This window comes from Phormidesmis sp. 146-12, from assembly GCF_052939495.1.
The window spans coordinates 1,505-8,280 of record NZ_JBJPHS010000183.1 but is presented as its reverse complement, the minus strand read 5'-3'; the positions used below and the strand labels follow the sequence as shown (position 1 = coordinate 8,280).

6 protein-coding genes, 1 tRNA gene and 1 pseudogene are annotated in these 6,776 nt (G+C 49.3%); 7 read left to right on the top strand and 1 reads right to left on the bottom strand.

Features of this window, described 5'->3' with window-relative positions:
* Positions 1-1,220, bottom strand: a 1,220-nt coding sequence (locus tag ACKFKF_RS33505) for a hypothetical protein (RefSeq protein WP_446871698.1), incomplete at its 3' end; no start/stop codon positions are given.
* 14 nt (positions 1,221-1,234) lie between these two features.
* Here ACKFKF_RS33505 and ACKFKF_RS33500 point away from each other — a divergent pair.
* From ACKFKF_RS33500 to ACKFKF_RS33470, 7 genes and pseudogenes are all read left to right on the top strand, one after another.
* Positions 1,235-1,310 (top strand) — tRNA-Met (locus tag ACKFKF_RS33500).
* Between the two features lie 148 nt (positions 1,311-1,458).
* Positions 1,459-1,770: a co-chaperone GroES gene (locus ACKFKF_RS33495; protein WP_446871697.1), complete on the top strand. Its 312-nt coding sequence runs from the start codon at positions 1,459-1,461 to the stop codon at positions 1,768-1,770.
* A 3-nt stretch (positions 1,771-1,773) separates the two neighbouring features.
* Entirely contained in the window at positions 1,774-3,357 is a 1,584-nt protein-coding gene (groL, locus tag ACKFKF_RS33490; RefSeq protein ID WP_446871696.1) for a chaperonin GroEL, read from the top strand.
* Between the two features lie 165 nt (positions 3,358-3,522).
* Positions 3,523-4,365: a hypothetical protein gene (locus ACKFKF_RS33485; RefSeq protein ID WP_446871695.1), complete on the top strand. Its 843-nt coding sequence runs from the start codon at positions 3,523-3,525 to the stop codon at positions 4,363-4,365.
* Positions 4,346-4,525 (top strand): annotated as a pseudogene (locus tag ACKFKF_RS33480) (helix-turn-helix domain-containing protein); the annotation flags it as partial. The gene ACKFKF_RS33485 and the pseudogene ACKFKF_RS33480, both read left to right, overlap by 20 nt.
* A gap of 72 nt (positions 4,526-4,597) precedes the next feature.
* Positions 4,598-5,434: an ImmA/IrrE family metallo-endopeptidase gene (locus ACKFKF_RS33475; RefSeq protein ID WP_446871699.1), complete on the top strand. Its 837-nt coding sequence runs from the start codon at positions 4,598-4,600 to the stop codon at positions 5,432-5,434.
* A gap of 339 nt (positions 5,435-5,773) precedes the next feature.
* The coding region (locus tag ACKFKF_RS33470) for a Shedu anti-phage system protein SduA domain-containing protein (protein WP_446871694.1) at positions 5,774-6,776 on the top strand (1,003 nt) is incomplete at its 3' end.

Here is a 6,776-nt window from a genome sequence, read left to right as displayed (position 1 = left end):
GAGAAGTCCGCAAACGATTCATTCCACAGGCTCTTCATGTACGTATTCGGAATCACCCCACCCCAAAAAGTATGCGAAGGTTCATGCGGATCGAGCTCCGGCAACCAGCCCTTTTCGTAACTCGCATAGCTATAAGCCTCCAAACCACCCGATCCAAATCGCTTCGAAATCAACGAACCCCAGTTATCATAAGGCCACTTAATTAGGGTTCCAAACAATCTCACTACTTGAATATTGAAGTCATTCTGCAAGTCCAAGACAGAGCTTTCGCCACCAATCTCCGCACTCCAGAACCTTATCCCCTCATGCATTTTCTCTCGAATCTTGTACTCTCCGGCTGCCAAGGAAAACACGGAAATCGGAACAGAATTCTTATAGCGCGTGATCTTTGAATTTCCGACGATTTTCTCGCCTATTTTCGATCCATGCGTAAATGCCAACCAATTCGGCTTGGTATAAATCGTCGCCGTCGAAGTCGCTGCCTGCCTAGCAATGCTCGGCCACCATACTGAACCCGCCAGCATCGCCTCATCCTCAAACACCGAACCATGCTCAGGAGGCGATTTCAGCACTGCCGAGTACTTCATATTCAGCACAAATTTCCCCGCAGAAGGCTGACGAAAAGCAATCGTCCCGCCCGCCTGCGCAAAATCAACCTTCTTCCCCGCCGAATCCGTCACTTCCGAGACTACAAAATCAGGCGCAATGCGCATCAACCCCGTCGAGCGAAATGCCCCCACCCGCTCAAACGTCACCGAATCCCGAAAAACCCCTAAATTCTTATCCGTCTCAAACCGCACCGTAAAGTCGTGGTGCTTCATTTGCAGTCCAAAGGTTTCAAACTCAGTTATTTTTCGACCAATTTTCCCGGATTTAATTTCAAAGACCTGCTCGCCAATGTCCTCGCAAGAAATCTTCGTGGAAAATACAACTAAATTTAGCCCCAACGACTCTGAGCGCAGCAACAACGGCTTCCAACCCGTGCTTCCCGAGCCGTAAATCCCATTCGTAAGCAAAAACGAAAACCGACCCACATCCGAAAAAGCAGGATCACTTAAAGCAACCAAGCCCGAAATATCTCGCTTCGCCGCAAGTTCGGTCATCTCCGCCAATAAAGGAGTCCCCGCCGGCTGCACCAGCATCAACATACACGACAAAAGACCCGGGCCCATACCCAATCGTTTTACCCGGTCTTGCATCAAACCCACCTTCTTTGCCATAATGAAGGTTCATTGGCGAGGTAGCTCAGGGGTCAGAGCAACGGATTCATAACCCGTAGGTCGCGGGTTCAATTCCCGCCCTCGCCACCAATTCTCCCTACTTTCTAACCTAAATCCTTCCGCAGAAAGTAGACTTTTAGCACTCCCAGGGGTAAACTGCTAAACATTCGGGGATCTCCGGCGTATATCCAAAACAAGGGACGAAGAACCGACCCAACCCAAACAAGGAAACAAAATCATGAAATTGACTCCATTACACGATCGCATCGTCATCAAGCGAGCCGAAAAGGAACAAGTCACCGCAAGCGGCCTTTACCTTCCAGATTCCGCGCAAGAAAAGCCACAACGCGGCGAAGTTCTTGCAGTCGGCCCAGGCAAGCGCCTCGATTCCGGCGCACTTGCCCCCCTCGATATTAAAGTCGGCGACGTTGTTCTGTACGGCAAGTACGGCGGAACCGAAGTCACCGTCGGCGGAGAAGACTTTATCATCCTCACATCCGAAGATGTCCTTGCAATTCTAGAAGGCGCAACCGTAGGAGCAGGAGCATAAACCATGAGCGCAAAAAATCTTAAATTCGGCGACGACGCCCGAAAATCCATCGAAGCCGGCGTAGACAAGCTAGCCAACGCCGTCAAAGTCACCCTCGGACCACGAGGACGCAACGTCGTTCTCGAAAAGAAATTCGGTTCCCCAACCGTCATCAATGACGGCGTCACCATCGCAAAGGAAATCGAAGTCGAAGACAGGTTCGAAAACATGGGCGCAATGCTCATCCGCGAAGTCAGCAGCAAGACCAACGACCTCGCCGGTGACGGAACCACCACCGCAACCGTCCTCGCCCAAGCCATCTTCAAAGAAGGCGCGCGAAACGTTGCCGCAGGTTCAAACGCAACCCAAATCAAGCAAGGAATCGACAAGGCAGTAGACGCCATCGTCGCCGAGCTTGGCAAAATGTCCACCCCAGTCACCAGCACCCGCGAAGTCGCCGTCATCTCCGCAAACGATGTCGAGCTGGGCGAACTCGTTGCCAGCGTGATTGACAAGGTCGGAAAGGATGGCGTGGTCACCGTCGAAGAAGCCAAATCCATGGAAACCACCGTCGAGCATGTTGACGGTCTCCAATTCGACAAGGGCTACCTGTCCCCATACTTCGTCACCGACGCAACCCGCATGGAAGCAGTCTACGAAGACCCAATGATCCTTTTCTATGAAAAGAAGATCGGCAGCGTCCAAGACTTCCTTCCTCTTCTGGAAAAGGTTGTCCGAATGGGCAAGGCCTTCATCGTCATCGCCGAAGATGTCGAAAACGAATGCCTCGCAACCCTCGTTCTTAACCGAATCCGCGGCAGTCTCCAACTCGCAGCTGTTAAGGCCCCAGGCTTTGGCGACCGACGAAAGGCAATGCTCGAAGACATGGCAATCCTCACCGGCGGTGAGTTCATCAGCGACGACCTCGGTCTCAAGCTCGACAATGTCACCCCAGAAATGCTCGGATCATGCCGAAAGATCGTCATCACAAAGGACGGCACCACAATCATTGACGGTAAGGGCGAAGAAAGCAAGATCGAAGGCCGCAAGAAGCAAATCGCAGCCCAAATCGAAGCCACCGATAGCAATTACGACAAGGAAAAGCTCCAAGAAAGACTCGCAAAGCTCTCCGGAGGCGTTGCTGTTCTTAAGGTCGGCGCCGCTACCGAAACCGCAATGAAGGAAAAGAAAGCCCGAATCGAAGACGCCCTCGCCGCAACGCGAGCCGCGCTCGAAGAAGGAATCGTTCCTGGCGGCGGAACCGCACTGCTCATCGCAGGCAAGGTTCTCGATACGCTTAAGCTCGAAGGCGATCAACAAATCGGCGTCAATATCATCAAGCGCGCCATCGAAGCCCCTCTCCGCACCATCAGCGAAAACGCTGGCGTGGAAGGCAGCGTCGTGGTAGACCGAGTGAAGACAACCGGCGAAGGCTTCAACGCCGCAACCCTAGTCTTCGAAGACCTCCTCAAAGCCGGCGTCGTAGACCCAGCCAAGGTTGTCCGAACAACTCTTCAGAATGCGGCATCCATCAGCGGACTCTTGTTGAACACCGAGTGCGCCGTAGCCGACGCCCCTGAAAAGGAAGACGAAGGCCACCACCACTAAGTAAACCTCCCGCCCAAAACAAAAAATCCCCCGAAGGCCCAGCCCCGGGGGATTTTCTCATCGCACCAACCATGGAAAGATGCCTTTCCTAAGATCCTTAGATAGAACACGTTGATACTTGAATGAATCTGAATTGGGTAAAACAGCACCCCATATATTGACTACATGGAAGCCAATACATCTGCATATAGGAGATTTTATTTTTTTACTTTACTTTCCGCATCCGTTTCCAGCTTTGGTTTCGTCCATACACAAGATGTTGGGAAAACAATAAGAATCCATATGAGCAATCCATTCGAATCCAGACCTAGCAAGACTCAAACGGTCTTTAACCACTCTTTCCCGAGCATCGGTTTATTAGCCGATACCCTGACCGCACTTATTGAGGCGCTTAATGCGAGGCCGAAATCAAGCAAGGAGCTAATCAACGTAACCACCAACCTCAACGAAATAAAGACCACGATTGAGCACACATGCCCACACTGGAAGACCGGTGGGGTGAAGAGTCAAATGCACTTCTGCCCAACTGGGGATGAATCCGAGCCAAGGGAATGGATTGTCATAAGAAAAGGAAAGCTTGACAGGCGGGAGAAGACCGTGAAGATGAAAGTCCGCCCCTCGCTCCAAAACTTGTTGAACCAGTGCGCAATACCTGTTCTCCCCTTTTCTGAGTATCCCGTAATTCCTCCGACAACTGTCGGAGGAATTATTGTAGACCCTAAAAAAAAGGTCCAGGGTCGGTGGGTCGACTGCTCCATTTATTTGGTGCGCTTCACAGGGTACGATCCTTCCTGTGAATTCGTATACTTTGACGAGTGCATTGAACTAGTGCGAATCGTTTCTGAGGGGCACCTCCGTCTCTACACCGAAGGTTCAAATGCACCTAGCGCCGTCATTCCTGTATCAGCAACAGAGGGCCAAAAATCCGGCAGACCGCAGGCAACAAAAATTGAGCCAGAGTTAAAGTTTCGAAAAGATCCGTGGAAAGATGGGGAAGAAATTCAGTAGTGATAGGCTAACGTTGGCACGCGAGTGCAGGGGATTAAGTAAACGGGACGTTGCGACGGCTCTTAATGTTTCACCTCAAGCGTATGGCTACTACGAAAAGGGTCTCGTAGAGCCATCGCCTGAGTCACAGGATAACTTAGCCCAATTTCTTGGCGTGCCAATCACCTTTTTCAGTCACCCGGCTACAGAGCGGGTATTGCCACATAAAGTTACTTTTCGATCCCGAAAGTCCATGACGAAGGCGGTAAGGGATCGAACTTTAGCCCGAAGTAGCATTGCTTCAGAAGTTATCGCGCCCTACCTAGACAGGTTCTTTGAATGGCCAGCGCTTGCAATACCCGATCCATCAGATATAACTTCACCTTCAGAGGCAGCTTCAGAGTTACGTATTCTATGGGGGTTAGGTACGGGTCCAATAGACAATATGGTGCATCTGCTCGAGGCAAAAGGAGTAAGAGTCTTCTGGATTTCGGAAGAATCATCCTCCGTTGATGCGTTTGCGTATTGGAAGGAAGACCGCCCGTTTGTCTTTTTAAATGTAGCAAAGGATTCTGGAGAACGGTCAAGGTTTGATGCGGCTCATGAACTCGGGCACCTAATTCTTCACAGAGAAGTTCCTTTAGATGAGTTAAATGATCGAAGGGAATCGGAGGCAAACGAGTTTGCGTCATCGTTCCTTCTCCCTGCAGAAGGCTTTGGACCAGAGTGCCCTTCAACGGGCAACATAAAATCGTTTCTTCCACTAAAGGAAAGGTGGGGCACTTCAGCGCAAGCGATGGTACGAAGGGCGCGTGCACTAGGCATATTGTCACAATGGCAATATGATGAGTCCTGGAGGCTAGCATCCATGTACGGATGGAGATCAGGTAAAGAACCGCAAAGCCTTAACCTTGAGAGATCATCACTTCACTTTAAAATGCTTGATGCCTTTAAAGACAGTGGCGTAGCCTCAGAAGAAATACTTTCAGCCTTAGCCTTACCTCAAGATATCTTTGATGAGCTTATACCGGAGGCAAAAGCATTTTACCGGCATAGCTTCGAACCCTTGAATGGCTGGATGGTTGTTTAGTTCAGCCCGGAAAAAACGAGCACGCAACTTAGACGAAAACCAAAGCCCCCGCAAGCTAATTGTTCTGAGTGAGAGTCGCTTAAGAGTACGGTTCCTAAACTAGATTGCCAAATCTAAGAACTGTGCCTGCCCTTCCAATAGACAGGTGAAGCTAAGCAACCGAATTGAGAACATTTTCGATTGGGAATTTTTTGATGCCTCAAGGAACATTGGGTATTAATAACAAAAAAAAAATTCTTTAAAAAGCATAATTCAGTCATCAACTGATGTAAAATTGATGGAATTATGAAAATGAGAAGCATGTTTAGAGGGGGCAAACTGCCTCAGAAGGCGAAAGAGATGCAGCCGATCGAGACTAACATCGATGAGACTGCTCAAAAGTATGTTTTCACAAGTTCCTCACCGGATTCTAGCGACTTTCAACCATTCTTATTAACGAATAAATCGGATTCAGATAATCCTCAGACTAGATATATCCTCCATGGTCACGCTGTCAACAACTCAAGTGCGGTAGCTAACTGCTTGAAAATCACTTTAAGCTATCAGAGGAAGCACAATAAAACAAAAGACGGTCAAGACCCAGGATTTTCAAACCTCGAAACGATCTCGCGAAAGAGCATTTCCGCTGGTCAAGAAATGGTTCTCAAACTCTCATCCTTACAAACTGCTGAGCTATATCATCATCTACAAGGAATGTATGAAGTCGCAAGCGAGGGAATCACTATTGGTACTTCACAAAAGGTAGTACTTACGGTAGCAGAATCTAATCTGGTTGCTAACTTGGCTACGGAGATCGTAGACAATAGTAAACTAGCCATTGAAATTCTGAACACAGTTCGGGGCACCGATCAAAGTTCATTTGATACTGTTGCACTTTTGTCGCGACATCAACAACGCCACAGAGCCCTCAAAGTGTTTGAAAAGGAGCTCACTGAACAGAACTGGAAAGAAGGTGATTGGGAAAAATTCTTCAATGCAAATCCTTGGATTTTTGGACTTGCGATGGATTATCACTTCCTATCTGAAGTTGAAAGTCAACCGCATTACGGTGGAGGTGCTGTTACCGGGAGAGGTACCCAAAAAGGGGATCATCTTATGTCCACTCCAGGCGCAGCACGATTTACGGTGCTGGTCGAAGTTAAGAAACCCCAAACAGAACTCCTAGGAGATAAGTATAGAAATGGGGCGTACTTGCCAAGCGAAGAACTAGCCGGGGGAACCGCCCAACTCACCGCTAATTGTCGCACTTGGGATACTGAAGGTGCGACCGCAAAGGCTAACAAGTATTTCCTGTATCAGCAACAGAGGGCCAAAAATCCGGCAGACCGCAGGCAACAAAAAT